1 protein-coding gene and 1 pseudogene are annotated in these 1028 nt (G+C 42.0%); both read right to left on the reverse strand.

What is annotated here, in order from left to right:
* The coding region (locus HMPREF2867_RS07940; RefSeq protein ID WP_070576963.1) for a transporter substrate-binding domain-containing protein at nt 1-706 on the reverse strand (706 nt) is incomplete at its 3' end.
* Nucleotides 707-717: 11 nt separating this feature from the next.
* Nucleotides 718-1028 (reverse strand): annotated as a pseudogene (locus tag HMPREF2867_RS07945) (amino acid ABC transporter ATP-binding protein); the annotation flags it as partial.

A 1028-nucleotide genomic window follows, 5' to 3' on the forward strand; every position in this document is an offset into this window, starting at 1 on the left:
AAGCAATACCGTATTCTTGTGTTTTGAAACCTTCTTTTAAGGTTTTAGTCTTTTTACTTTCATATCCGGAGAGGATAGATTTATCAACTGAGAAAGCATCGACGCGGTGAGCGTAAAGAGAAACAGCCAATTCTGGGAAAGATCCGAGTTGGACATAGTTGAATTTAAGGTTATTAGCTGAAGCATACTCTTGCAAAGCAGCCTTAGTTGACGCACCTTGAGAAACACCGATAGTCTTACCATTCAAGTCTGAAATTTTGTTAATACCTGAGTCCTTAAGAACCAAGAAACCAATTTGGTCATAGTAGTAAGGATTTGAGATGGCATAAGAAGCCTTACGTTCATCATTGATGGTATAGGTAGCGATAAGTAAGTCGATAGTTCCGTTATCCATAAGTGGTTCACGGGTTTGCGTTGTTACTGGAATGTAATTGACCTTAACCTTAAGTTCTTTGGCGATCTTTTTAGCAAGATCAACTTCCATCCCTTCGTAGGAATTAGTCTTAGCAGAATAGTAACCAAAGTTAGGAACGTCTTGCTTCACACCGACATTGAGTGTCCCTCGCTTAACAATCTTTTGGACTGCTTTACTATCTAGGAGCTTGCTAGTGTCTTCCGCCTTAGTCTTGTGACTCGTGATAAGAAAAATAGTGACTATTGCTAAGCATGCGACAGTTAGGTAACGTAAGGTTTTTTTGAAAATCATAGGCAACCTCCTTAGGCATCCACTTGGACACGATCAGAGTTGTGGTCGATAATCTTAGAAAGGAATTGAACAGCACGAGGTTCAGTTGGATTGTCAAAGAAACCATCCACATCCGTAGTATCCACAAGAACCTGACCTTCAGCCATGAAAATGATACGGTCTGCCACACTGCGGGCAAAGCCCATTTCATGGGTAACAACTACCATGTTCATGCCACCTTTGGCAAGGTTTTGCATAACCGCCAGTACGTCACCGATAGTCTCTGGGTCAAGGGCTGACGTTGGCTCATCAAAGAGCAAGAGCTCAGGATTCATGGCAAGAC

The sequence above is a fragment of the Streptococcus sp. HMSC064H09 genome (genome assembly GCF_001812625.1).
Lineage (GTDB): Bacteria > Bacillota > Bacilli > Lactobacillales > Streptococcaceae > Streptococcus.